The organism is Roseibium sp. TrichSKD4, from assembly GCF_000148725.1.
GTDB lineage: Bacteria > Pseudomonadota > Alphaproteobacteria > Rhizobiales > Stappiaceae > Roseibium.
Genome location: NZ_GL476313.1, coordinates 95,600 through 119,003, shown reverse-complemented (window position 1 = coordinate 119,003; position 23,404 = coordinate 95,600). Strand labels below are relative to the sequence as shown.

Annotated in this window: 24 protein-coding genes; 17 read left to right on the top strand and 7 right to left on the bottom strand. The window is 52.5% G+C overall.

What is annotated here, in order from left to right:
• Window positions 1-1,017, bottom strand: a complete 1,017-nt coding sequence (locus tag TRICHSKD4_RS11740) for a substrate-binding domain-containing protein (protein WP_009467473.1) — start codon at window positions 1,015-1,017, stop codon at window positions 1-3.
• Window positions 1,018-1,063: 46 nt separating this feature from the next.
• Window positions 1,064-2,092 (bottom strand): LacI family DNA-binding transcriptional regulator, encoded by a 1,029-nt coding sequence (locus TRICHSKD4_RS11735; protein WP_009467472.1) that lies wholly within the window; start codon window positions 2,090-2,092, stop codon window positions 1,064-1,066.
• A 178-nt stretch (window positions 2,093-2,270) separates the two neighbouring features.
• Between TRICHSKD4_RS11735 and TRICHSKD4_RS11730 the strand changes: the two genes are divergently transcribed.
• From TRICHSKD4_RS11730 to TRICHSKD4_RS11710, 5 genes are all read left to right on the top strand, one after another.
• Window positions 2,271-3,353, top strand: coding sequence for an ABC transporter ATP-binding protein (locus TRICHSKD4_RS11730; RefSeq protein WP_009467471.1), 1,083 nt, complete (start codon window positions 2,271-2,273; stop codon window positions 3,351-3,353).
• A 28-nt stretch (window positions 3,354-3,381) separates the two neighbouring features.
• Complete coding sequence (locus tag TRICHSKD4_RS11725; protein ID WP_009467470.1) at window positions 3,382-4,710, top strand: extracellular solute-binding protein; 1,329 nt, start codon at window positions 3,382-3,384, stop codon at window positions 4,708-4,710.
• Between the two features lie 80 nt (window positions 4,711-4,790).
• Window positions 4,791-5,702, top strand: a complete 912-nt coding sequence (locus TRICHSKD4_RS11720) for a carbohydrate ABC transporter permease (RefSeq protein WP_009467469.1) — start codon at window positions 4,791-4,793, stop codon at window positions 5,700-5,702.
• Window positions 5,702-6,640 carry a carbohydrate ABC transporter permease gene (locus TRICHSKD4_RS11715; protein ID WP_009467468.1) on the top strand — a complete coding sequence of 313 codons (939 nt, stop codon included), beginning with the start codon at window positions 5,702-5,704 and terminating at the stop codon, window positions 6,638-6,640. The genes TRICHSKD4_RS11720 and TRICHSKD4_RS11715 overlap by 1 nt, the downstream gene beginning before the upstream one ends.
• Window positions 6,641-6,645: 5 nt before the next feature.
• On the top strand, window positions 6,646-7,401 hold the full coding sequence (locus TRICHSKD4_RS11710; protein ID WP_009467467.1) for a cytochrome b561 domain-containing protein: 756 nt from the start codon (window positions 6,646-6,648) through the stop codon (window positions 7,399-7,401).
• A 30-nt stretch (window positions 7,402-7,431) separates the two neighbouring features.
• Here TRICHSKD4_RS11710 and TRICHSKD4_RS11705 read toward each other — a convergent pair whose 3' ends face one another.
• The 3 genes from TRICHSKD4_RS11705 to TRICHSKD4_RS11695 are packed head-to-tail and all read right to left on the bottom strand — an operon-like array spanning window position 7,432 to window position 9,595.
• Window positions 7,432-8,322 (bottom strand): NAD(P)-dependent oxidoreductase, encoded by an 891-nt coding sequence (locus TRICHSKD4_RS11705; protein WP_009467466.1) that lies wholly within the window; start codon window positions 8,320-8,322, stop codon window positions 7,432-7,434.
• Entirely contained in the window at window positions 8,319-8,819 is a 501-nt protein-coding gene (locus TRICHSKD4_RS11700) for a gluconokinase (protein WP_040616770.1), read from the bottom strand. The genes TRICHSKD4_RS11705 and TRICHSKD4_RS11700 overlap by 4 nt, the downstream gene beginning before the upstream one ends.
• Window positions 8,820-8,821: 2 nt before the next feature.
• Window positions 8,822-9,595 carry an SDR family oxidoreductase gene (locus tag TRICHSKD4_RS11695; RefSeq protein WP_009467464.1) on the bottom strand — a complete coding sequence of 258 codons (774 nt, stop codon included), beginning with the start codon at window positions 9,593-9,595 and terminating at the stop codon, window positions 8,822-8,824.
• Window positions 9,596-9,677: 82 nt separating this feature from the next.
• On the opposite strand from TRICHSKD4_RS11695, the gene TRICHSKD4_RS11690 reads away from it, so the two are divergent.
• Window positions 9,678-10,625: a 2-hydroxyacid dehydrogenase gene (locus TRICHSKD4_RS11690; protein WP_009467463.1), complete on the top strand. Its 948-nt coding sequence runs from the start codon at window positions 9,678-9,680 to the stop codon at window positions 10,623-10,625.
• A gap of 8 nt (window positions 10,626-10,633) precedes the next feature.
• Window positions 10,634-11,665 (top strand): L-idonate 5-dehydrogenase, encoded by a 1,032-nt coding sequence (locus TRICHSKD4_RS11685; protein WP_009467462.1) that lies wholly within the window; start codon window positions 10,634-10,636, stop codon window positions 11,663-11,665.
• On the opposite strand, the gene TRICHSKD4_RS11680 is transcribed toward TRICHSKD4_RS11685, so the two are convergent.
• A complete protein-coding gene (locus TRICHSKD4_RS11680; RefSeq protein WP_009467461.1) occupies window positions 11,658-12,077 on the bottom strand; it encodes a heme-binding protein in 420 nt (139 codons plus the stop codon). The two genes, TRICHSKD4_RS11685 and TRICHSKD4_RS11680, sit on opposite strands and share 8 nt — an antisense overlap.
• A gap of 78 nt (window positions 12,078-12,155) precedes the next feature.
• Between TRICHSKD4_RS11680 and TRICHSKD4_RS11675 the strand changes: the two genes are divergently transcribed.
• Entirely contained in the window at window positions 12,156-13,055 is a 900-nt protein-coding gene (locus TRICHSKD4_RS11675) for an SMP-30/gluconolactonase/LRE family protein (RefSeq protein WP_009467460.1), read from the top strand.
• Here the strand turns inward: TRICHSKD4_RS11675 and TRICHSKD4_RS11670 are convergent.
• On the bottom strand, window positions 13,052-13,822 hold the full coding sequence (locus TRICHSKD4_RS11670; RefSeq protein WP_040616769.1) for a hydroxypyruvate isomerase family protein: 771 nt from the start codon (window positions 13,820-13,822) through the stop codon (window positions 13,052-13,054). The two genes, TRICHSKD4_RS11675 and TRICHSKD4_RS11670, sit on opposite strands and share 4 nt — an antisense overlap.
• Window positions 13,823-14,068: 246 nt before the next feature.
• Here TRICHSKD4_RS11670 and TRICHSKD4_RS11665 point away from each other — a divergent pair, with 246 nt between their 5' ends.
• From TRICHSKD4_RS11665 to TRICHSKD4_RS11615, 9 genes are all read left to right on the top strand, one after another.
• Entirely contained in the window at window positions 14,069-15,934 is a 1,866-nt protein-coding gene (locus TRICHSKD4_RS11665; protein WP_208993075.1) for a calcium-binding protein, read from the top strand.
• A 263-nt stretch (window positions 15,935-16,197) separates the two neighbouring features.
• Entirely contained in the window at window positions 16,198-17,328 is a 1,131-nt protein-coding gene (locus TRICHSKD4_RS11655) for a PilZ domain-containing protein (protein WP_139052087.1), read from the top strand.
• Between the two features lie 5 nt (window positions 17,329-17,333).
• Window positions 17,334-17,771 (top strand): HlyD family secretion protein, encoded by a 438-nt coding sequence (locus TRICHSKD4_RS11650; protein ID WP_009467455.1) that lies wholly within the window; start codon window positions 17,334-17,336, stop codon window positions 17,769-17,771.
• Window positions 17,772-17,987: 216 nt separating this feature from the next.
• A protein-coding gene (locus TRICHSKD4_RS29295) for an IS630 family transposase (RefSeq protein WP_085979595.1) occupies window positions 17,988-19,048 on the top strand; the annotation gives its coding sequence in 2 pieces (ribosomal slippage) (window positions 17,988-18,480 and window positions 18,480-19,048; 1,062 coding nt in all).
• Between the two features lie 15 nt (window positions 19,049-19,063).
• Window positions 19,064-20,530, top strand: a complete 1,467-nt coding sequence (locus tag TRICHSKD4_RS11635) for a glycosyltransferase (RefSeq protein ID WP_009467453.1) — start codon at window positions 19,064-19,066, stop codon at window positions 20,528-20,530.
• 174 nt (window positions 20,531-20,704) lie between these two features.
• Window positions 20,705-21,973: a hypothetical protein gene (locus TRICHSKD4_RS11630; RefSeq protein ID WP_040616766.1), complete on the top strand. Its 1,269-nt coding sequence runs from the start codon at window positions 20,705-20,707 to the stop codon at window positions 21,971-21,973.
• Window positions 21,966-22,181 carry a hypothetical protein gene (locus tag TRICHSKD4_RS11625; protein WP_009467451.1) on the top strand — a complete coding sequence of 72 codons (216 nt, stop codon included), beginning with the start codon at window positions 21,966-21,968 and terminating at the stop codon, window positions 22,179-22,181. Before TRICHSKD4_RS11630 ends, TRICHSKD4_RS11625 begins: the two co-directional genes overlap by 8 nt.
• Entirely contained in the window at window positions 22,178-22,801 is a 624-nt protein-coding gene (locus tag TRICHSKD4_RS11620; RefSeq protein ID WP_009467450.1) for a tetratricopeptide repeat protein, read from the top strand. The genes TRICHSKD4_RS11625 and TRICHSKD4_RS11620 overlap by 4 nt, the downstream gene beginning before the upstream one ends.
• Window positions 22,765-23,400 (top strand): tetratricopeptide repeat protein, encoded by a 636-nt coding sequence (locus TRICHSKD4_RS11615; protein ID WP_009467449.1) that lies wholly within the window; start codon window positions 22,765-22,767, stop codon window positions 23,398-23,400. Before TRICHSKD4_RS11620 ends, TRICHSKD4_RS11615 begins: the two co-directional genes overlap by 37 nt.
• The last annotated feature ends 4 nt before the right edge of the window (window positions 23,401-23,404 follow it).

Genomic DNA, 23,404 nt, shown 5'->3' with positions numbered 1-23,404 from the left:
CTAAAATCGGGTGTTGGTCGTCTCACGCATCAAAATTTGATAGGGCGTGTCGGTGGATTGCAGGTCTGATGTCGGGTTGTTTCGCAGGGCCGATATGAGGGATGCGGTTTTCTGTCCGATCTCATGAGGTTTGGCATCGACTGTTGTAATTGTCGGACAGGCACAGGCTGCGATTTCAAAGGCTCCGAATCCGGCTATAGCCATGGTTTTTGGAACCTCTATGCCCGCTCTTTGGCAGAAGCTGAGCGCCCCAAAAGCGTATAGGTCAGATGCGCAAAGGATCGTTTTTGCCCCTTTGAACTGCGCCATCAGCTCCGCCATCGCGTCCAGAGATTCTCGAATAGACAGATTTGTACTGCTGGTGTTGATGAGCCGAGAAGGGTCTAGTCCATGGTCCGATACAGCCTCTAAAAAGCCGTTTCGTCGATCTTGTGCACGCGTATCACTGTCAGGACCGCCGCCAATAAATGCAAGTTCAGTGTGGCCCAGTTTAATCAATTGAGCGGTTAAGTCCCGCATGGCTGCAGTGTTTGAAAAACCAACGCTGTGTGCTGTGGGGGAACTCGGTTGATCCCACATTTCGATTACGGGAATTTTCGCTTTCTCCAACAGACGGTGAGCACGTTTCGAATGGCGATGTCCTGTAACAACGATTGCTTCCGGGCGCCGCTTCAAAAACTGCTCAATTAGCTCTTCTTCCTTTTCCGGGGAGTAGTTCGTGTAGCCGAGGAGCGGTTGTAGATTTTGTTCCGCCAGTTCATCAGAGAGGGCGGTTACGGTGTCGGCAAAGTTTGAATTGTTCAAAGATGGGATCGTGACTGCGACAAAGCCTGACTTCTGACTGCGTAGATTTGAAGCTGTGCTGTCGAAAACATAGCCAAGTTCATCAGCAGCCTTGAGTATCTTTTGGCGCGTCTCCTTGTTGACCGAGGCGTCTTCCTTGAAGGCGCGCGAGACGGTCATGGGTGATACGCCGGCCTTTTGGGCCACGTCTTTCATCCTGATGGTTTTGGTCATTAACTCTGCAAAATTGTTATCGATATCAATTCAGCATAGCGATCTGTCAGGACTGCTGCAAACGAGTTGTTTGGCCTTCCACCAACTCAACCGGGAGAACAGTGACCCGCTCCGTTTTTGCTCCATGGATCCGTGCAAGCAGGTTGCGGGCGGCTGTCAGCCCCATCATACGACGCGGTGTGCGAATTGTTGTCAAACTCGGTTCCAGTACATGGGCCAGATCAAGCGAGTTGAAACCAAATATTCCAACGTTGTCCGGGACCGATTTGGAAAGTTTGGCACACGCTGTCATGCCACCGAAGGCTACGTGGTCATTTAAGTAAAAGATGATGTCCGGGTTTGCTTGCTCAAAAAGATCCAGTGTTCCGCTGTGGCCAACCACAAAGTTGTTGCGGTCCATGATCCGAGCGATGTGCACGCTCTGGCCCGGCTGACTTAGTGCAAATCTGCTTTGAATACCGGACAGGCGTGCATCTGCGCGTGGATCGCGCCCTTCAGGAACGCCGACAAAGGCTGGAGATTTATAACCCAGTGAAAGGGCGTGGTCAGCAGCTCGCTGGCCTGCGGAGAAATGGTCAATACCTACGCAGGTGTCTATGGGAGTGTTGGTCGTATCCCAAATCTCGATAATCGGCACCTTAGTGCCTTTGAGTGCTTCTTGGAGTTCAGAAGAATGAGTTGTGCCGGTCAGGATCAGACCGGCTGGACGCCAAGACAGCATGCGTTCGACCCAAGCCAATTCAGCCTTAGGATCGTACTCAGTTGTGTCGATCACGCTTGCATAGCCGGCTTGCTGAAAGGTCTGTCTCATGCCGTCAATAATTTCAGAAAAGACATTGTTGAACAGCGTTGGAATTGAGATTCCAATGAGGTCAGATTGGGTCGTCGCAAGGGATCTTGCATTGCTGTTCGGACGGTAGCCTAACTTTCTTGCAACAGATTGGATTTCCTTACGCTTCTTCTCCGATACGCCTTCTATACCGCGTAGGGCGCGTGAGGCGGTCATAGTGCTCACCCCAGCTGATTTCGCAATGTCCTTTAGCCCAGTTTCTTTGTTGTTTTTTCCTCGAGCCAACCTTTTCGAAACTCCGTAAATTGAGGCGAACTAACGCATGAAACCTACATCTATCTTTGCGTTAGCGCTAACGTTATTTCTTTTCTTTTCAGTTTTATCGCAACTGTTCCCTATGGCAGTGTTATCGATAACAAGATGATAGTCTTGTCAGACGGCTGGTATTGCTTGGGAGGAAAGAGTGCCGGAAATCGTCTTTGACAAAGTCGAGAAAAGCTTTGGGTCGGTGAAGGTGTTGCCACCGATCGATCTCACATTGGCCGACGGAGAGTTTACCGTACTTGTGGGGCCGTCCGGTTGCGGAAAATCGACCACCCTTCGCATATTGGCTGGTCTGGAAAGCCTTTCGGGTGGTGAGATCTACTTTGACGGAACTCCGATCAGTCGGTTGGAGCCTAAAGAGCGTGATATCGCAATGGTGTTCCAAGATTATGCGCTCTACCCGCATATGAATATCGCGCAAAACATGTCCTTTGCGCTCCGTCTTGCCAAAGCCCCTAAAGCGGAGATCGATGAGAAGGTTCAGCGGGTCGGGAAGATGCTTGGCATTGCGCATCTTTTGAACCGCAAGCCAGCAGAACTTTCTGGCGGTCAGCGTCAACGGGTGGCCATGGGGCGTGCTCTGGTGCGGGATGCGGGCACTTTCCTGTTCGATGAACCGCTTTCCAATTTGGATGCGAAGCTGCGCGGCAAGATGCGCACCGAGCTCGCTGAAATGCGCGATAGCATCGACAAGAACATGGTCTATGTCACTCATGATCAGGTCGAAGCCATGACCCTTGGCGACCGGATTGTGGTGATGAAAGACGGCATCATTCAGCAACAAGGAACGCCTGAAGAGCTCTTTAAATCTCCGGTCAATCAGTTTGTCGCCGGTTTCATCGGTAGCCCTCCGATGAACTTTCTGGAAGGTGAACTGATTGAGGAAAAGGGCAAGCTCTGGATACGGGGTGAAGGCTTCCTTGTCCCGATTGCGAAAGATGCGCAAAGCCGTTTGCAGGATGCAAGTGATCGAAAGGTGATAGCGGGCATTCGGCCGAGTTCGTTCACAACGGACCCCACCATCGGAGCGCCCATCGACCTGCAAGTCATCGTGTCGGAATACCTCGGGGCCCTTTCAGTTCTCGCGACCAAGTGCGGGGAAAACGAAGTGCTTGTCGAAGTTCCAAGCGCATCGCCTATTCCTTCAGGGGCAGCCCACACCTTTGGGATCAATACAGAGGATTTGATGATCTTCGACCGCGCGTCCGGCGTGCGGCTTTAGAAATCGTGCAAGTTTGGGAGGACGTTTGATGCACAAGTTACTCGGTTATCTGACTTCAACAGCTGCTGGTCTGGCCATGTTGGCCGGGTCTGCCTTTGCAGGACCCTATGATGAGTACGAGGGTACGACGCTTGTCGTCAATTTCCCTGCTCATCCGCATTTCAATGCGGTGATGAAAATCCTGCCGGAATTCACCAAGGAGACCGGAATTGAAGTTGAGGTCGACCAACTTCCTTACCTCAAGATGCGGGAGCGTCAAACGCTGGAACTGGCGCAAGACGAAGGGGACTATGATCTGATCGCCTATGTCGTCTTCTCCAAAGCTGATTATGTCTATGCTGATCAATTGGAGAACCTGGCGAAATATTTCATGAACCCGAAGCTGGCTGATCCCAGCTACGATGCTGGCGATTTGATTGATGGGTATGTCTATAACATCGGCTTTGCTGGCGGGGAGAAGGGCTATCTCCAAGGAAAAACCGGGTCGCTCTTTGGCATTCCTTACGGCTCTGAAACCTCAATTCTTGGCTATCGGAAAGACATTTTCGAAAAGCACGGTTTGAATGTACCGGAAACCTATGAGGAATTGCTCGAAACTGCCTGTAAAATACCTGAGCTTGAGCCAGGCATGGGTGGTCTCAGTTCTCGGGCAGCTTCTGGTCACCATGCCAGCCATGCGTTCCTTCTTCACCTCGCACCGCTCGGTGGGCGTGTTTTTGATGACCAGTGGAATCCCATCGTCAACAACGAAGCGGGTGTCGAAGCTGCAAATGCTTTGAAAAAGATCGTTGAGTGCGGACCGGAAGGTGCGGCCAGCTTTGGCTTCGGCGAAGCGCTGGGCTCATTCCTGAATGGCGACACCGCCATGTTCCTCGACACCACGGTTGTTGCAGGCCAGATCGACGATCCGAAAAAGTCTAAGGTTGTCGGCAAAGTTGGTTGGGCCCTCCATCCGGAAGGCACGCGTCGTGGCAGCCAGACAGGTGGTTTCGGCATTGGTATCCCGGCAAATGCCGAGCACAAGGAAGCTGCCTTCCTGTTGATGCAGTGGCTCACTTCCAAGCAAGGCGACAAACTTGTGGCGATGGCAGGCGGCAATCCGTCCCGTTTCTCTACTCACCAGGATGAGGACGTGAATGAGAAGTTCCCGCACATGGCAACCTTTGGGGAAGCCCTGAAACATGCCGACCCTGACTGGCGCCCAATCATTCCGGTCTGGGGAAAGATCAATGCTGACCTTGGCACTACGCTGTCCAAGGTTCTGACAGAAGATCTTGATGTTCAAGAAGCGCTTGATGGGGTTGCCGAAAGAACCCGAACGGTGATGGACGAAGCTGGCTACTACACCTGGCAGTAACATCCCGATCGTTCCGGGCCGAAGAACCCACAGCTTCGGCCCGGCCCTTCTCATTCCCTATCCCAGGAAGGCGTCTTTCGATGAAAACGGCGACGCTCAATCGCTTAACGCCCTATATTTTCATGGCCCCGGCGGCTCTGATTATGATCATCGCCTTGCTCTATCCGCTCGGCTACATGATTTATGGGAGCTTTCGCGCCTGGGATCCGAGCCAAACGCTCTCGGAAACCGAGTTTGTTGGGCTGAAAAACTACATCAGCCTGCTGAACGATCCGAATTTTCACGAGAGTCTGGCTGTTACGTTGAAATTTGCCTTCGTTGTGGTGAGCATCGAAATGGTGCTGGGCGTTGGCCTCGCATTGCTGCTCGACCGCAACATTCGCGGTATGTCGATCCTCAGAACACTTTTCATTTTGCCCATGATGATCGCGCCTGTCGTTGTCGGCTTGATGTGGCGGTACATGTATCACCCAACGGTGGGCACGTTTAATCGCTTCTTGAAGTCAATCGGTCTGGATGGTGTGGATTGGCTTGGCCAGCACGCCCTGATGTCTGTCATCATCGCTGATATCTGGCAATGGACACCCTTTATCTTCATCTTGTCCTTAGCTGCGCTTCAATCGTTGCCGAGTTCGGCGCTGGAAGCCTCGCGCATTGATGGTGCAACCGGCTGGCAGCAGATTTGGCACATCAAGCTGCCATTGATGATGCCGGTTTTGATCGTGACGTGCCTCTTGCGTCTGATTGATGCGTTCAAGGTGCTGGAGGTCATTCTTGTGATGACGGAAGGTGGCCCTGGACTATCGACGGAAATCTTGGCTCTTCGAATATCCAGAACAGCGACCGAGTTCCGCGAGCTGGGAACGGCAGCAGCCATGTCCAACTATCTCTTGATCCTTTTGATGCTGCTCACCGCATCCATGTTTGCCTACACCAAGTTTCAGGAAGCACGTGCTGCCCGGTTGGCAGCCCATGCCAAGGAGGACGACTGATGGCTTCCCCCTCCTACGACAAGCAGAACCCCGCGTTTTTTGCGCTGCTCGCCGCGCTGATTTTTATGGCGATCGGGCCGATCTTCCTGATGCTTGTCAATTCGTTCAAGCTGGATGTCGACATCATCTCAGGCACGAGCGGTCTTTTGTTTCTGCCGACAATCCAGAACTACGAAACCGCACTTTGCGACATTCTTTGGTACGAGCTTGAACATCTGGACTACTGCTCGCTCAAGTTCGGCCAATCCTTCATCAACTCGCTGATCATTGCGCTTGTTTCGACTGTTCTGACACTGGTCATCGGCTGTATGGCCGCCTATGCGCTGGTTCGCTTTCGGTTCATGGGCCGGGACGTAGCCTCGGTTTCAACCTTGATGGTGCGCATGGTACCGCCAGCCGTATTGCTGGTCCCCGTTTTTGGCCTTTGGAACAATGAGTTTTGCATCGACAAGACGACCATGGTCGGGGAGTGGATCCGCGATACGTTTGGCGGGCGAGGGGATGTTTGCCTTGCTGGAACGTACTCAGGCATCATCTTGATCTATGTCGCCATGAACCTGCCCTTTGTAATTTGGATCTTACAGAGCTTTATCGTTCAGGTGCCACGTCAGCTTGAAGAAGCCGCAAAAATGGACGGGGCAAATCCTTTTCAGGTCTTCTTTCTTGTGGTTCTGCCTTTGATCAAACCGGGCTTGGCAGCGGCCGCAATCTTTACCTTCCGTATAGCCTGGAATGAGTATCTACTGGCATCTGCCTTATCGGATCGCGATACCAAAACTGTGCCGATCCTGATCGTAAACAACATGTCCGAATTCAACGTGGAGTGGGGGGTGATCATGGCCACGGGCATGCTGCTCGCGATTCCGCCGATCATCTTCACCTTGCTGGCGTCTCGCCAAATCATCACGGGCATGACTGCCGGCGCCGTGAAAGGGTAAGGTACATGCTGGATTGGCTGCTCTCGCCAATTGATCCAGATCGGGCTCATGACGTCGGTGTCTATGTGTCGTGGCATGCCAGATTGATGGTCGTAGCCTGGGCCGGTTTGGCTCCAGTGGGAGTATTGGGTGCGCGTTTTTTCAAAATCTGGCCAGGGCAGGATTGGCCAAGGGAGTTGGATAATCAGAATTGGTGGATCCTGCATCGGTTTTGCCAGTATGGCGCAGTCACCTTGTCCTTCATTGCGCTGGGATTATTGCTGTTGAGTCAGCCGTTGTTGTTTGCCTTTGGGCATCCTCATGCTTTCATTGGATGGTCAGTGGTATTGTTTGCGCTGTTTCAGGTGGCGGGCGGCCTCATGCGCGGCACCAAGGGTGGTCCGACGGATATCGATCTCAGAGGAGATCATTACGATATGACAAGCCGCCGTGTCGTCTTTGAGTATATTCATAAGTATCTGGGCTATGCGACGCTTGCTTGTGCAGTCGCTGCCGTTGTGAGCGGGCTTTGGCAAGCAAACGCGCCGCGCTGGATGTGGGGCGTGATTGGAATTTGGTGGACTGTGCTGATTATCGCCTTTGCATATTTTCAGCGGCAAAAGATGGCGATTGACACCTATCAGGCAATATGGGGTTCGGACGAGGCCCTTCCGGGCAATAGCCTGAAGCCGATCGGAATTGGTGTTGCCCGCCCAGATGAAGCCAAACAAACACCGGAAACGCTCGATACCGCAAAATCGATGGTCGCGGATCGGACCTGAATCTAACGGCGTCGATATCGGCCTAGATATTTAAACCGGGTCTTTTTGGCTTTGCGGGCCTTTAAAATACTCCATTAATGCCGCCTGATCTTCACCACCGAGACCTGCTGCTGTGAGCATTCGGTGAACTTCAGCACATGTGGCGGTGAGCGGCATGGCGGTTCCGGTGGCTCGCGCTAAATCTTGCGCGCCATTCAGATCCTTCACCATATTGTCGATCCGCCCGGTCCGGCGATAGTCCTTGGTGACAAAGCGAGGCATGTATTCCTGAAGCAACGAAGAATCTGCACGGCCTCCTTTCAAGGCTTGTGGGATTTTGGCTGCATCAACACCTGCATCCAATGCCAACTGTGTTGCTTCGGCAACGGCCAGAAATCCAAGGCCACATAGTACCTGATTGATGAGTTTTGTCGTTTGTCCGGCTCCGACTGGCCCCATGTGGGTGGAATTGGCGGTCACATGTTTCAGAACCTTTTGAGCATCCTCGAAGTCTTCTTCTGTGCCGCCGGCCATGAGTGTGAGTTCTCCAATCAACGCCTTTGGGGCACCACCAGATAGGGGGCTGTCCACCCAACGCAGCCTATGCTCTTTGGCTTTCGCTGCCAAATCTCTAGTAGCAGCCGGATCAATGGAAGACATGTCGATGATCAGAGCGTTTTTGCGTGCGCCCTCTGCAACACCAGCGCTTCCGAAGACTGCAAGATCAACGATCTTTGGTGAGTTTAGGCTGGTGATTATATAGTCAGCCTTTGAGGCTGCGTCAGCTGCGGATGCGGTTGGGAAAGCCCCAACTTCTGCCAAAGCGGTCATGTTGTCCGGATTAAGATCAAACACATGGACACTGTTGCCGGTCTCTGCCAGGCGGCGGCCAATTGCCCCGCCCATTGCACCAGCACCGATGAGGGCAATGCTTTCACTCATGATCCATGTCCTTTGATATAGGCGCTGAGGGTGTCGACAATCGCTTCAATTGGTTGGTTGATATCGATCACGGTGCCTTGTTCGTCTACATCCAGTGGCTCAAGGGCAGCAAACTGGCTGTCGATCAGGCTTGTCGGCATGAAATGTCTGGTGCGTTCCGACATTCTTTCGGTAATCACTGCGCGCGCTCCACTTAAATGAAGAAACGCGATCTCTTCTCTAGCGGCAGTCCGGATTTGGTCTCTGTACTTTCGTTTCAGCGCTGAACAGCCAACCATGTAGCCGTCTTCTGCGTGTGCCAATTCTTGGCCGACAAGAGCAAGCCAAGGGGCACGGTCTTCATCATTCAGCGGTATGCCAGAAGACATTTTTCGAACATTTTCTTCCGGGTGCAAATCATCGCCATCGCGGTAGTGTAAGCCAGTCGCAGCCGAAAGCGCCGCTCCAATTGTTGATTTGCCACACCCAGCGACACCCATGATCACGTATTTTTTCATGGTTAGAGAGACGCGGTGATGCCGCCATCGACATAGAGCGTGTGTCCGTTGACGAAGCTGGACGCCTGACTGGATAAGAAGATGCAGGCTCCGACCAATTCTTCAACATTGCCCCACCGACCTGCAGGTGTGCGTTTTTCCAGCCAAGCACTGAATTCCGGATCGGCTACAAGGGCGGCATTCAGCGGTGTATCAAAGTAACCAGGTGCAATGGCGTTACATTGAATGCCGAACTTGGCCCAGTCTGTCGCCATGCCTTTAGTAAGATTGCCGACGGCCCCTTTTGTTGCCGTGTACGGAGCAATCGACGGGCGTGCCAAAGAGGTCTGTACGGACGCGATATTTATGATCTTGCCGCGCCCTCGTTCAATCATATGCCGTGCGCAAGCTTGACCTACATTGAAGACGGTTGCGATGTTGGTATTGAGAAGTTCTGCAAATTTGTCAGCCGGGAAATCCTGAAGTTCTGTGCGGAACTGCATTCCGGCATTGTTGACCAGAATGCCAACGGGCCCGTTTTCTTTCTCATAGTGGTCTACTGCAGTGCGAACAGCGCTGTGATCTGTTGCATCAAATGCGAGTTCATCAATTGAAAGCCCTTCGCCACGAAGGGTTTCGGCTGCAGATTTGAGTTTGGTTTCGTCGCGGCCATTCAAGACAACCTTGGCACCGGCCTGCGCTAGACCTCTGGCCAGTGCAAACCCAATTCCTTGCGATGAACCGGTAATAAGAGCGCATTCCCCCGTGAGGTCAAAAAGCCCAATTCCATTTGTCATCTGTTGTCCCCATTTGCTCTCGACAAGCCGTTACGTCATGTTATGTTATCGATAACATTTGAAGTCAAGAGAGGCAACCTTCATGTCAAAACCGGACGTCTTGCAAATGAAGCCTTACCCGGCTTGGGATGAAACGCCCCTTAATGAGGCATTCACGATGCACAGGCTGTTTGAGGCTGAAGACCGCGACACGTTTTTAGAAAACGTTGGCCGTAAAATTACGGCTATCGCCACCCGCGGAGAAACCGGTGCGGACAGATCTATTATCGAAGCTTGCCCAAACCTGAAGCTGATATCCGTTTATGGGGTAGGATATGATGCAGTTGATTTCGAGGCCTGTCGAGAATACGGAATAAAGGTCACCAACACGCCGGATGTGCTGACCAAAGACGTCGCTGATCTTGGAGTGGCCATGATGCTCTGCCAATCGCGCGGCATGATTAGCGCGGAACAATGGGTCAAATCTGGAAGCTGGGCCTCAAAGGGTTTGTACCCTCTGATGAACCGGGTCCATGAAGCAAAAGCGGGAATCTTGGGTCTGGGGCGCATTGGCTATGAAGTCGGCAAGAGGCTGGCTGGCTTTGACATGGATATCGCCTATTCGGATGTGTCTGAGAAACCTTACGCACCAGACTGGACCTTCATTCAGGACCCGGTTGATCTTGCAGCCCGATCCGACTTCCTGTTTGTCACTTTGGCGGCCTCTGCGGAGACGCAGCATATCGTCAACGCTAAAGTTCTGAAGGCGCTTGGTCCGGACGGGATGGTGATCAATATTTCCCGTGCGTCGAATATCGATGAAGCAGCCTTGCTGGACGCCCTGGAACTAAAGACCATTCGCTCGGCGGCTCTGGATGTGTTTGAGGGAGAGCCAAAGCTAAACCCACGCTTCTTGGACCTCGACAACGTTTTGCTTCAGCCGCACCACGCTTCGGGCACTTTTGAAACCCGCAAGGCAATGGGCAAGCTGATGCGAGACAATCTGACCGCCTTTTTTGAAGGCAAAGAACTGCTGACGCCGGTGCTGTGAGGACATCCATGAAGGCAATTGTAATTCACGCGGCCAAAGATCTGCGTGTCGAGGAACAGGAAACGGCGGCTCCAGGTGCTGGTGAAGTTGAAATTGAACTGGCCACCGGCGGCATCTGCGGCTCTGATCTTCATTATTATAATCACGGCGGTTTCGGAGCTATCCGGTTAAGAGAGCCCATGATCCTTGGCCACGAGGTCTCCGGTTACATTCGCCGGTTAGGCCCGGGTGTCGCAGACTTGAGCGAAGGTCAGTTGGTGTCGGTCTCACCGTCTCGTCCTTGCGGTGAGTGTAGCTATTGCCAAAACGGCCAACAAAACCATTGCCTCAACATGCGGTTTTACGGGTCCGCAATGCCGTTCCCGCATATTCAGGGTGCATTCCGGCAAACCCTTGTCGCAAATACGAGCCAGATTGCGGTGGCGGATGGATTGAGCGCAGGGGAGGCTGCAATGGCTGAGCCATTGGCGGTCTGTCTCCATGCGGCCAAACAGGCAGGAGACTTGTTGGGGCGGCGCGTTCTTGTAACAGGCTCGGGACCGATTGGAGCGCTTTGTATCTTATTGGCCCGTCGTGCGGGTGCCGCAGAAATTGTCGCCACCGATCTGTCCGACTTCACGCTTGGAATTGCACAGAAAGTCGGCGCAGATCGCGCCATCAATATGGCGTCGACCCCAAATGGTCTGGCGGACTACGAAAAGAACAAGGGGTACTTTGATGTGGTGTTTGAATGCACCGGTGCTGCTCCTGCTCTAGCATCAGGTGTTGCGTGCCTGAAGCCAGGAGGAACATTGATCCAGCTCGGTCTCGGAGGCGACATGAACGTGCCTCTGCAAGCCCTGACAGCAAAGGAAATTACGCTGCGCGGATCATTTCGTTTCCATCAGGAGTTTTTCACTGGTGTGGAGATGATGAGAAATGGACTGATCGACGTGAAGTCTTTGATCACGCACACTTTGCCCTTAGAGGATAGTGTCGCGGCTTTTGAGCTGGCATCTGATCGTAGCCAAGCCATGAAGGCGCAGATCAGTTTCAACTAACGTCGGCCCCAATGGCGATCAAGGCGGCTCTCGCAACTTCGATATCCTGTTCTCCAGAGCCAGATCCAACCCCGATGCCGCCAACAAGCTGACCGCTCATGAGGATGGGCAGGCCACCGGGTAAACCTGTTACGCTCCCATCGGTTGCAGCGGCTATAGCTGGCCTTACTGCTTCCGGAATGTGCGTGGTGGGCGCTCCGATTGATGCTGCGGTTTGGGCTTTTGAAAGAGCGCTTTTCCGACTGAGAAACTTTGCACCTAGCATCCTGATCTCACCAAGGACTTCACCGGACGCATCCACAATAACGATGCATTGAGGTTGGCCGATCTGTTCTGCGGTTTGGACTGCCGCCTTCAGCATGGTCAGGGTGGCATCATGGGTCAATTGCAGTTTCATCACAGTAAAATTCATGGCCACCTCCTTTGACATCTCATGAGGGCATGTTATCGATAACAAACTGTCTTTGGAAGATGTTTGCGAGAGGCCGACATGTCGTTTTTTGAAGCTGTTGACCCTAAGTTTAATCAGTTTGTCATGGGCAATGCCCCGGTAAAGCAATTGGCGAGCGGGTTCGACTGGACAGAAGGGCCGGTCTGGTTCGGCGACGCAAATTGCCTACTCTTCTCGGATATTCCGAACAACCGGATCATGCGGTGGACACCGAATGTCGGCATTTCGACTTATCGTGAGCCCTCTAACTTTGCCAACGGCCATACGCGGGATCGCCAAGGCCGTCTTATTTCGTGTGAGCATGGTGGGCGCCGGGTGACGCGAACCGAGTTGGATGGAACGACCACGGTTGTTGCGGATAGATATGACGGAAAGCGCCTGAATTCACCCAACGATGTTGTCGTGAAATCAGATGGTTCAATCTGGTTCACGGATCCGCATTACGGGATCATGACCAACTACGAAGGCTTTAGGTCGGAGCAGGAACAGCCTTGCTATCTCTATCGTGTCGATCCGGCGAGTGGCGAGATTTCTGCCATGGTGACTGACGCGAATTGTCCGAATGGCCTTGCTTTCTCCCCCGATGAATCAAAACTCTACATGGCTGATACGGGGCGGATGTTTCAGGACGACCCGACCCACATTCGGGTGTTTGATGTCTTGGAAAACGGCAGTTTGTCCGGTGGGGACGTCTTCCATGTTGTCAGTCCGGGGGTGTCCGATGGATTTCGTTTTGATACCGATGGCAATCTTTGGACATCCGCAGCCGATGGAGTTCATTGCATCTCGCCAAATGGTCAGCTTCTTGGCAAGATCCTGGTGCCTGAGGTGGTCTCCAACATTTGCTTTGGTGGTCGCGGAAAGCACGTTCTTTTCATCACCGCTACAACAAGCCTCTATTCGATTGCCTTGAATCGCCAAGGAGCACAAACGCCTTAGTCGGCATTGAATTCCCCGGGGTGGTGCTGGAGTGACGCGAGCCACTCCCCGGGTTCATCGTCATGCCTGGGTCTAAATTCTGCTCCCAATGGCCGTGTCCAACCCAAAGAACTGATTGCAGAAAATACTGTCGGATAGTGAAGCTCACCGTGGTCTGGCGCGCCGCGGTCAGGGACTGAGGCTAACTGGATGTGCCCGATCAGCGGAAGCAACTCTTTGAGACGTGTTGTTACGTCACCTTCCGTTCGGCCGACATGATAGCAATCGAACATCAGTTTCAAATTGTCCGACGCGATTGTCTCGATAATATCGCGGGCTTGATCTGTCGTTGACAAAAAGTAGCCGGGCGCGTCGTGGGGGTTTAGGGGTTCAATCAGGATTGTGCGGCTGGTTTGAGAGACCGCGTACTGAAGGTTTTTAAGAAAGCTCGCATGGGCAGCGGCTCCACTTGCGATGCCTGCCATTACATGTATGGCACCTGCATCAATGGCATCGGCGTATGCGATAGCCTCATCTATGACCGCCCTCGCCTCTGTTTCACGGTCCGGTACAGCTGCAAGCCCGTTTTCTCCCGGATTTCCGCGGCGGGTGTTGAGTCCAAGCATCGACAGCCCGGTTTCGATAAGGGCGTCCTTGACGTCGTTCGACGGTGTATCATAGGGCCAATGGCACTCTACGGCAGCGAAGCCTGCCTTTTTGGCAGCGCGGATTGCATCAGGTAAGGGCCGATCAATCCATAAATACCCTAGGTTTGCCGAGAACTTCATGCATACCACCCCATATTGGTTCGTTACTTGCTGCAATAGCAGCTGCTTGACTTGGTTGGGAATGAAATTTGCAAGATGCAAAAATCCGTTATCAATTTGAAAAAGCGCTTATACCGATTAGTTGTAGCGTGTTTAAGTATTTGAATTAATTATGAAATATAATTTCTGATTTCGGAAGTATATGGCATCCAACCTGCATCGTCCTTGCGTCGTAGGCCTACAATTTTGGAAAAGGACGAAGATACTATGGCTAGTTTACCCGCGACTCGTCCCATGATCGGGACGAATGATGATGACATATTGAATGGCACTGTTCATTCAGATGTTATCTCGGGCCGCTTTGGTGACGACACGTTGATCGGAGCCAATGGCAATGATGAAGTCTGGGGCGGTACAGGTGACGACACGCTCTACGGCAACAATGGAAACGATATTCTTTATGGGTCTGGAGGACCAAACCTAGTTCAGATCACTTCGGTTGAAATTGGAGACGACTATCCAGTCTCTGTGGTCTTCGAAGGTGAAACCGCCGGCTATCGAAATACCTTTGGCTATTACAAGGTCTCCGAAGATGGCACCATATATCATGTTGAGGTCATATGGCCAAACGCGTCTCTGCAAGGAAGTGGAGGTAACCTGATACAGGGCGAATCCCGCGAGTTTCTGGATGTTCAATCCGGAGATCAGCTGGCCTTCTTCATAATATCTAACGGCTACAGCAGAAACGGAGGCTATGCCGGCATAGACTTGGAGAATGGGACTCTTGAGTTTCAGGAGAGCGACGGGACAACTGCCACGATCAACAGCACCAGTCCGAGACTGTATTACATTGCCGCAGACGGAACACGGACGATGATCCAAACGGATCCGTATCACACCGCTGCATATGGCGACACAGTTGGACTAAATCCGGACGGATTCCTGCATACAACCGGTGTGTTGAAGACGGATGCAGGTACAATCACTCTTGGCTTTGAAGACCTCTACAACGGCGGGGATAGAGACTTTGACGACAGCGTCTTCACCGTTGATATCGGCGTTGCCAATGCGTTGGTTCTCAATGCGCATTATCGAGGTCAAAATGAAGGGGAAGACCCTGATACCGGCGATGGTGAAAACCCCGTTGTTATAGAGCGAAGCGATAACGACATTCTCTATGGAGGAACGGGCCAAGACGAACTGCATGGCCGGTCCGGAGACGATACACTTTACGGCAATAATGGTGAGGATGACCTTCACGGCGGCAGCGGTGATGACGCCCTTTATGGAGGTTCAGCGTCGGATAACCTTTATGGAAATTCAGGCAATGACACGCTGTTCGGCGGTCAGGGCAATGACAGTCTGAACGGCAACAATGGGGACGATATCCTCAATGGGGAATCCGGGAATGACGAACTCATTGGCGGAACTGGCAACGACACCCTAGATGGCGGGCATGGCAATGACATCCTTGATGGCGAATATGGAAATGACGTTATCAAGGGAGGAGCCGGTGACGATCAACTGAGAGGCGGTTATAACAATGACGAGCTCTTCGGCGGGCATGGGAATGATACGTTCTATGGAGATGCCGGGAATGATGTCATGCATGGTGGCCGCGGGGTCGATACGGTTGATTACAGCGCCTATGATGTAGATCTGACTGTTTCGCTCCATAACAAGAAGGCGCATGGGCTGGAGATCGGCTCCGATACTCTGAAGTTTATCGATAACATCACGTCAGGAGATGGGGATGACTTCCTCAAAGGATCATCTGGCGACAATGTCATTAACGGGGGAGCTGGTGACGATACCATCAGAGGACTTACTGGAGAGGATGTTCTCACCGGTGGAGCGGGAGCTGATACTTTCGTCTTCCGCACGTTTGATCTGAATCCAGCAGACGTCATTACGGACTTTGACCTGCTCAATGACACCTTGGATCTAAGTCATCTGGCTGGAGGTGAGGGTGAAGGCTTCCTTTCTAGCCTTCAGGCCTTGGAGCAGGGAGACGGAACACTGCTTTCGGTCGACCTAAATGGCGACGGCTCCTATCAGGATATTTGTTCCCTGGAAGGCATTGGGTCGGTGTCCCTGACAACACTCAACAACAACGACTGTTTCTTATTTTGATCCAGTTTGTTCCGACCCGCCTCTGTTGCAGAGGCGGGTTTTCGCTGAGTTGGTTTTTCTCTAATTTTGCATTTTCGGAATCCGGGAGCATCAAAGCAGTGGGCAAGAGCTTTCCCATTTTGCAAAGCCTGAGATGGAAACATCTGAAAAGGCTATTTATTTCAATTCGATAGATTAAATTCAACAATGTGGGAGATTATGCGCGTTGCTGGCACGGCGCTTGCTCAAGAAAGGCATAACTTGTCTTTTTGGGAAAGCGCTTCGTGCAGATTGTTTACGAAAGACCATGCCAACGCCTCCACCATCGGGTAACAGCGCCCATGCGTGTGAGTTTCAATGGCCGTTCTTTCGATACGGTTGATTGGAGCCTTGGTGGTTGCCGGATTTCCTTTGTCGGCGATTTTCCAGATGTCGGTTCGGAGCACACTCTGAATTGTTCGCTGGCTTTCCAGGGTTTTGAAATCACGCTCAAGGTTGAGGCACGAGTGGTCCGCCACGAGACAGAGCGGCGGGAACTTGCCTTTTGTTTCACAGATGTGGGTGAGCGTGAGACAGCCCTGCTGCAGCATTTTGTGGAAGATCTCATTCGCGGAAAGATGTCGACTGTAGCGGACACAATCGTCCGAATAGACACGCCGGTGACACCTGTTGCGACAACCCCAGACCCTAATCCCATTCAGGCGGTGCCGATTCGGCGCTGTGCGTGGAAGCAATTTCTGTTTGTTTCATTTTATCTGGTGCTCGGCGCGGTCGTGTTCGGCTACATCGCGCTCTACTTCTACGCCTTGATGTTTCAGATGGAAGTGACCTCGGCGGTTATCTCGTCCGAGCGCGCTGTTGTCGCTTCCCCGGTTGCCGGTCAGGTCAACAAAATTAATTTTGCAGTTGGAGCAACGATTTCTACGGGCGCTCCGCTTGTCTATCTTGAGAACACGGCCCTCACTCGGAACCTAAGAGCTGCTCAAGCTGATTTGGCAGAAACGGAAGCAGAACTTGCCGAAGCCCAATCCGTTCTTGCTGGAGAAGAAGAAAAGGCCAAAGGCTATGATCTGGTCGCACGAAACAATGTGCGACAGGCAGAAACACAGTTGGAAAAGCTACAACTGGCAAACAAGAATGCGAAGTTGAAAGTCGAACGCATGCGCAAGCTTACTCAAAAAGGGCTTGCACTTGCCGACGACCTAGAGGCTGCCGAGTTGGAGCTGAAAGCCGTTCTTTCTGAGTATGAGCGCAAGAAAATCCATATTCAGGAACTCAAACAGCTGATTAAAAACGGTGATGCAACCCGGTTGTTTACCGGGAACGGATTCGCCGGTCGATTATCGGAAACCAAGGCACGTATTGCGCGGCTCAGGCGCGAGTTGGCTTACAAAAAAGACCATAGCAGGAGTTAGACCAGGTGGAGCCGTATGCAATTGTTAGGGCTCCTTTTGATGCTGTTGTTGTAACGCGAAACGCGACTGTTGGATCGCCCGCGAAACTGGGTGAACCCTTGTTGGTGCTCGAACGGGTAGGAACAGAACGCGTGACGGCTTTTGTCTCACAGGATGAAGCTTCCCAGCTTCTAAATGGGAGTCTTGCGAATGTGTTTGTACCTGCAGAAGACCGATGGGTCGAAGGCATCGTATCTGAGGTTGATCGCACCGATGGGTTTGTGGATGAGGTCACGGAGGCTTTTCGGTTTAGGGCTCCTGATGCGAAATCTGCAAAGGTAACCCTCGAATTTGGAGGCTCGCAGACTTTAAAGAGTGGCACCCCAGTCATCGTCTATTTCGATCGGCATCGGAATAACCGGGTCTGGCGGACATTCCAGCAAATCCGGGATCAATTCAAATGAGGGGGCAGATTGACACAAGTCCCTATTTTGTCGACGAGATCACTCATGAGTCCAAGGGCTTTGCCAAATGGCATTCATTGGTGCTCCTTCAGCTCGGACTTTATCTCGGAATTGGCTTCATCGGTCTGATACCAAACGTCAGATGAAGTGACTCATATTTGGGCTTCCGGTTTTGTTGCGAATATGATTCCAGATGGCAAACGATGGGAGTTTGCCATGGGAGCCGCGATACCGCTTCGAGATGACTTTGACGGTTGTACCCTTCGCCGGTTGGCGAGGGTGTGCCGGGACGCCAAACAGACCCGTCGCCTTTTGTCATTGGCGGTGATCTATGATGGGGGGAGCCGTTCGGACGCAGCTCATATTGGCGGAGTGACGCTCCAAATCATTCGCGATTGGGTGCTGCGTTTCAATGCTTCTGGTCCCAATGGTCTGAAGGATACGCCCAAGTCAGGTCGCCCCTCAAAACTTGACGAGCAGCAGCGTCGTGCGTTGATCGAGATTGTCGAACGAGGCCCGTATCCATCGGTGGATGCAGTGGTACGTTGGCGCTTGAAGGATCTCGCTGCGTGGATCCTGTCTGAATTTGGCATTGTCGTTGACGAGCGTACCGTATCGCGGGAGCTGAAGAATGCGGGTTATCGGCGTCTGACGGCCCGGCCGCAGCATCCGGCGCAAAACGAGTTTGCCGTCGAGGATTTTAAAAAAGCTTCCCAGCCGAACTGGCGGAAATCGGCAATCAGCTTGAAAGCGGCACCCCGATAGAGGTTTGGTTTCAGGACGAGGCGCGTGTGGGTCAAAAGACCAAGATCACAAGGCGATGGGCAAAACGCGGGACAAGGCCGCGGGCCCCCAAGGATCAGCGGACAAAGTCAGCATGGATATTTGGGGCCATCTGCCCGGAACGGGGTGTCGGTGCTGCGCTCGTCCTTCCCAAGTGCAACATCATGGCCATGCAAATGCATCTTCAGGAAATCTCGTCGCAAGTCGCTCCGGGAGCCCACGCCGTTGTCATCCTTGACCAGGCTGGCTGGCACACATCTGGCAAACTCGACATTCCCAACAACATTACCCTTCTCCCATTGCCACCGAGGTCTCCCGAATTGAACCCGGTCGAGAACCTATGGCAGTTCATCAGGGATAACTGGCTGTCAAACCGGGTCTTCAAATCCTACGAACAAATCATCGATATCTGTTGCCGCGCATGGAACAGGTTAATTGAACAACCATGGACCATCATGTCCATCGGAATGCGAGATTGGGCCCATCGGTTCTGAATTTTGACGGTTGGTATGACGAGCGTTGAAAATGTTTTTTTCAGCCCGGCGACCAAACAAATTACCTTTGTGATCGGGATACTGGGCATATGGCGTTATGGCTGGTGGTTTACCCATGCCGTTCGCGCCTGGATTTACGGGCGCTTTATCTATCCGTCCATGCGGGATGCTGGTCAGAAGGTTTGGGAGGATGGTTGGCGCCCCCGTCACCTCCATTTCATGATGACGACATACAAGGAGCACCGGGACATTACCGAAAAGGTGATCCGCTCCATTTGCCGGGAAATTGAAGATGCCGGAGTTCCTGGCACAATCTGGTTGGGATCGGGGGACCGGTATGACGAGGTGCTAATCTCCGAGCAGTTGGCTCGCGAATGGGCAGACCTTGATGTGACTTTGCATATTGTCCGCCAAAACCAGCCCGGGAAACGGTTGGCTATCGGACTGGTTTTAAGGGCTATGAGCCGGGGAAGTGTTGAAGATGATGATCTGATCATCTTTATGGATGGTGATTTCATTTTGGCAAAAAATGCTGTTGGCGCTTGCTTGCCCCTTTTCAAACTCTATCCGGATTTGCAAGCTTGCACGACAAACGAGGAAGTGCTCTGCATCGGCCCAAAATGGGTTGCAAACTGGCTGACAATGCGATTTGCACAGCGCCGGTTGGCCATGCAATCGCACTCCTTGTCAGGCCGTGTGTTGACGTTGACGGGGCGCATGTCGGTTTTTCGCGCAAAACACCTCACCAAGCTGAAATTCATTCGGCTTCTGGAAGCTGACCATTTGGAACATTGGCTGTGGGGGCAGTTCAGGTTTCTCTCCGGAGATGACAAGAGCACCTGGTATTACATGCTGCAATCAGGTTGTCGGATGCTCTATGTGCCAGATGCCATGGGTTACACGGTAGAGGTCATCGAAGGGTCTGGCATGGACCGCATGGTTCAGAACTTCCGAAGATGGTCCGGTAACATGCTGCGAAACGGAACGAGGGCGCTCGCTCTTGGTCCGAGTCGAATGCCGTTCTTCATCTGGTGGTGTCTGCTTGATCAACGGTTGTCCATGTGGACCATGTTGGTCAGTCCGGTTTTGGCAATTTCAGCAACTGTGTTGCACGATCCGCTGTATATTTTGGGATACACGGTTTTCATTTGCCTGACCCGACTTTTGCTGTCGCTCTTCTTGTTCCAATACGCACGAACAGTCGATATCAGTGTGCCATTCATCTTGTATTTGAACCAACTCATCAATGCATCGGTGAAGGTGTATTGCATCTTCCGCCTTTCCAAACAGCGTTGGTCCAATCGCGGTGATCAAAGAGCAGGTGAGGGGTCGGGGCTTCTGGCGATGATGCAGAACCTGATGGCAAGCTATCTAACACTGCTCTATGTGACGATGTTGTTCCTGGTTGTTTGTCTGATGGCAGGGCTCGTCGAACCGATGAGTTACAAGATGTTGGACAACGTCTTGCGGTCTGCTGCTTGAGTTTTGCGCGCCCTTCCCATTTTGCAACTCCGACTTTTTGATTTTGCGAACGACCTACGTTCGCGTTTTGGGAAGTCTGAAATAAGTATCTGAAAATACAGGCTAAAAGTCACTTCTGATTTCGGCCTGTTTCTTGAATTGCTGATGTGGAAATCATTTTCCAGGGTGGTTCTTATGAAACTGGCACCGAAGTTCTATGTTTCCGCGCTTACTTTTGTGGGTCTTTTGTGTCTCGCGCCCATCGCATTCAATACCATCGTTGACGCGTATAACCACAATCGCTGGTTCGACTTGGGCCTCGATAAGGCAGAAACGAGCGTCAAGGCGCATTACCCGCTTTATAAAATGATCGAATACCCGCGGATCAAGTCGCCAACTGTAGTCCTTGGCGATAGCCGTGCACGCGCCCTACAGGACAAATACTGGAAGGAACTCGGCCGCGATGACGTTTACAACTTCGCCTATGGTGGTGCGACGGTCTATGAGATCTATGACACTTTCCAATATCTGAAACAGTCTACCGATCTGGAAACTCTGATCGTGAGCCTGCCGCTGCGGTCCATGGATGCTCGTTTCAAGGGTGGCATGAACAGGGTACCGGAAGCGATCTCACTCGCTGAAAACCCTTTCAAATATTATACGAACTGGTTTGTCGCCAAAATCGGATGGACGCTTTTGGAAGAGCGCTATCCTTCTTTGAAAGAGAGCTTTCAGAGCCTTTCCTTCCATCCAGTGCAAAATGCCTTTGCTGGAGAATTTTTCCCATCGGGCGAACTGTCTTTGGACAAGCTGTTGGACCCGGAGCTGTGTGACGAGTGTCAGCTGGCGACACCGTTAAATGGCATCCTCCCGAAGATAGTTTTTTACGGTCACGGGTTTGGGCTCGGCGCATGGGCGCGGTTCTGGCCGGAAGTGTCGCTTGACCGTGAGTTGCCGTCACTTTTTGCCAAGCAGGTTGGCACCAATGGTGCCGCTGACTGGCGGCGGTTCAAACAGTCTGATGAACTGTGGTCCATGGTGGAAGAGATGGCTGCCTGGTGCGCTGAAAATGATGTGCGTCTGGTTTTCCTGATCCCGCCTACCATCACCGAGATGCAGCAGCGCATCGGAGATTTCGGCCTGAGTGCGGCAAATCACAAGTTCCGGGAGAGGCTGGCCGCCATGGCTCCAGTCATCGATCTCGATTTCAGCAACGCGTTCACTGAAGATCTCGCCAACTTCACCGACGCCTATCATTTCGGCTCAAAGCCTGCCCGAAAGATTGTCGGAGAATTGCTCCTCGCTTTAGAGCCGACAACGGAACAGCGGTCTTTAGCAACAAAGCGCCGAGGAACGCTCTCGTGTCCCACGTCTGAGAAAGACACCCGCCAGCTGCATCAGGAAGATGGTCTGGAATTGCGCGAGGGAAGCCATTGTAGGATTTGGAGGCAGAAAGATGTTTGAGCACCACGCAAGCTTGCAAGACTTCCGCCCGTTTTTTCTAGGCCTGACCGCAGGAACAATGATGGTGGCTGCGTTTTTCACTTTCGCAGACATCGATGCCTATCGGTCTGGGTTCAATGAACTCCAGTTCAAAACGGAACAGACTCTGCTTTCAGACATGCTTGTCGGTGCTGTTTTAAGTACCAACGGACAGGAGGTGGCGCAGTGACTGAGAGAACCAAGAACCACCTTTGGAAAGGGCTTTTGGTGAGTGCCATGCTCGGCGGGGCAGCTTTTGTTGCTTTGCAGCCGAACCAGACGGTAAAACCGACCAAATCTCAACGACTTGATCCCACGATTGATGAAATGATCAAACAGGCGCGGGGTTTGCAAAAGGTAGGGCGATGGGAGGCGGCTGCCGACATCCTCACCCAATTGGCTCATGATGGTCATCCTGTTGCCTTGTACCACTTGGGACGCGCTTTCAAGAACGGGTGGGGTACGGAGCGGGACCTGCCACAAGCGAGAGCAGCCTTTCTGGAAGCTGTTCGCTACCAATTCAGATTTCGCGGCGAAACTGCATACGAACTTGGTCGTCTCTTTCAGCGTTCGTCAGGCGAAAAATGCGCTGCAATTGCGCTCCAATGGTTTGAGAAGGCGCTGGCCTGGGACTATCCCAAAGCGCACGTGCAATTGGCCAAACATTATGAGCGTGGGATCGGGACTGACCGCGATCTTGATGTCGCGTTTTTCACTACGAACGTGCTGCGATTGCCGGTTATCCATCCTCCACAATCAACTACGCGCGCATTTTGTACACCGGTCGTTACGGTGTGGTGCAGGATTTAGAGCAGGCTCAGTTCTGGGCGGATCGCGCTATTTCCGGACTGGAGAAGAAAGCCCGTGATGGATCTGCGAGCGCAGCCAAGACCCTTGGCCGGATCTATCGGGATGGCGAGTTTCGGCCCCCGGATAGGCAGAAATCTGAAAGTTGGTTCATTCGCTCGGCAAGCCTTGGTGATGCGGGAGCGATGCACGATCTTGCCCAGATGTTGCTGGCTGATGAACCTTCTGAAAAAGGGGGGAAGGGCGTTTTGAAATGGCTGTCATTGGCGGCGAAAGCTGAACATGGCGGCGCTTTGACAACGCTTGCGCGGCTTCATCTCAAAAACCGATTTGGCCTCGATCCGAAAGCATCCGTTGACCTGCTTAAACGCGGCGTTGCTGTTGGCCATCCAGGCGCTATGGAGGAACTCGGGCGTCTTTATGCAGAAGGCAAGTTTGTCGAACAAGACCGAGCCAAGGCTCTTGAATTGGCAAGCAAGGGCGCGGATCGCGGGCATCAGGGTAGCTCGAGGCTGCTGAAGGCGCTTGAAGATGTTGCAAGTGCCGACTCCTCGGAAAATGCAAGCCGCTCTCTCAATCAAGACACGTCCGGGAAGGGGTAAACCC

Bases quoted from the DNA above. Each gene is read 5' to 3' on its own strand.
- TRICHSKD4_RS11670 (WP_040616769.1), bottom strand. From the start codon at position 13,822: ATGAAGTTCTCGGCAAACCTAGGGTATTTATGGATTGATCGGCCCTTA.
- TRICHSKD4_RS11715 (WP_009467468.1), top strand. From the start codon at position 5,702: ATGGCTTCCCCCTCCTACGACAAGCAGAACCCCGCGTTTTTTGCGCTG.
- TRICHSKD4_RS11720 (WP_009467469.1), top strand. From the start codon at position 4,791: ATGAAAACGGCGACGCTCAATCGCTTAACGCCCTATATTTTCATGGCC.
- TRICHSKD4_RS11690 (WP_009467463.1), top strand. From the start codon at position 9,678: ATGTCAAAACCGGACGTCTTGCAAATGAAGCCTTACCCGGCTTGGGAT.
- TRICHSKD4_RS11680 (WP_009467461.1), bottom strand. From the start codon at position 12,077: ATGAATTTTACTGTGATGAAACTGCAATTGACCCATGATGCCACCCTG.
- TRICHSKD4_RS11725 (WP_009467470.1), top strand. From the start codon at position 3,382: ATGCACAAGTTACTCGGTTATCTGACTTCAACAGCTGCTGGTCTGGCC.
- TRICHSKD4_RS11625 (WP_009467451.1), top strand. From the start codon at position 21,966: ATGTTTGAGCACCACGCAAGCTTGCAAGACTTCCGCCCGTTTTTTCTA.
- TRICHSKD4_RS11710 (WP_009467467.1), top strand. From the start codon at position 6,646: ATGCTGGATTGGCTGCTCTCGCCAATTGATCCAGATCGGGCTCATGAC.
- TRICHSKD4_RS11695 (WP_009467464.1), bottom strand. From the start codon at position 9,595: ATGACAAATGGAATTGGGCTTTTTGACCTCACGGGGGAATGCGCTCTT.
- TRICHSKD4_RS11705 (WP_009467466.1), bottom strand. From the start codon at position 8,322: ATGAGTGAAAGCATTGCCCTCATCGGTGCTGGTGCAATGGGCGGGGCA.
- TRICHSKD4_RS11740 (WP_009467473.1), bottom strand. From the start codon at position 1,017: ATGACCAAAACCATCAGGATGAAAGACGTGGCCCAAAAGGCCGGCGTA.
- TRICHSKD4_RS11675 (WP_009467460.1), top strand. From the start codon at position 12,156: ATGTCGTTTTTTGAAGCTGTTGACCCTAAGTTTAATCAGTTTGTCATG.
- TRICHSKD4_RS11700 (WP_040616770.1), bottom strand. From the start codon at position 8,819: ATGAAAAAATACGTGATCATGGGTGTCGCTGGGTGTGGCAAATCAACA.
- TRICHSKD4_RS11665 (WP_208993075.1), top strand. From the start codon at position 14,069: ATGGCTAGTTTACCCGCGACTCGTCCCATGATCGGGACGAATGATGAT.
- TRICHSKD4_RS11630 (WP_040616766.1), top strand. From the start codon at position 20,705: ATGAAACTGGCACCGAAGTTCTATGTTTCCGCGCTTACTTTTGTGGGT.
- TRICHSKD4_RS11635 (WP_009467453.1), top strand. From the start codon at position 19,064: ATGACGAGCGTTGAAAATGTTTTTTTCAGCCCGGCGACCAAACAAATT.
- TRICHSKD4_RS11685 (WP_009467462.1), top strand. From the start codon at position 10,634: ATGAAGGCAATTGTAATTCACGCGGCCAAAGATCTGCGTGTCGAGGAA.